This is a genomic window from Pseudomonas sp. 05N432, assembly GCF_056396945.1.
The window spans coordinates 1-552 of sequence record NZ_JBFTMM010000079.1 but is presented as its reverse complement, the minus strand read 5'-3'; the positions used below and the strand labels follow the sequence as shown (position 1 = coordinate 552).

At 62.3% G+C, this 552-nt stretch carries 1 protein-coding gene and 1 pseudogene; both read left to right on the top strand.

The features are described 5' to 3' along the window. Positions 1-397, top strand: a pseudogene (locus AC1DHT_RS29310) (NAD(P)(+) transhydrogenase (Re/Si-specific) subunit alpha); the annotation flags it as partial. Positions 398-412: 15 nt separating this feature from the next. Further along, positions 413-552 (top strand): proton-translocating transhydrogenase family protein (locus AC1DHT_RS29305; RefSeq protein ID WP_442114848.1); only part of this gene is annotated, 140 nt, incomplete at its 3' end.

Below are 552 nucleotides of genomic sequence, written 5' to 3'. Positions count from 1 at the left end.
GGCCCTGGCCGTGCACGAACGCGCCAAGCAGGCCGATATCGTCATCACCACCGCCCTGATTCCCGGCCGCAAGGCGCCAGTGCTGCTGAGCGCTGAAACCGTGGCGCAGATGAAGCCCGGTTCGGTGGTCATCGACCTGGCCGCTGCGCAAGGCGGCAACTGCCCGCTGACCGTGGCCGACCAGGTGGTCGTCGAGAATGGCGTGACCATTGCCGGCCCGACCAACCTGGCCGCCCAGGTCGGCGCAGACGCCTCGGCGCTGTACGCGCGCAACCTGCTGGACTTCCTGAAGCTGGTCTTCAACAAGGAAGGTCAGTTCGAAGTGAACCTCGAAGACGACATCGTCGCCGCGTGCCTGATGTGCCGCGACGGCCAAGTCATCCGCAAAAACGCCTAAGCAGGGATTCAGACGATGGAAGAGCTTATCTCCCCCGGTATCTACAACCTGATCATCTTCGTGCTGGCGATTTATGTCGGTTATCACGTGGTCTGGAACGTTACACCCGCACTGCACACCCCGTTGATGGCGGTGACCAACGCCATTTCGGCGAT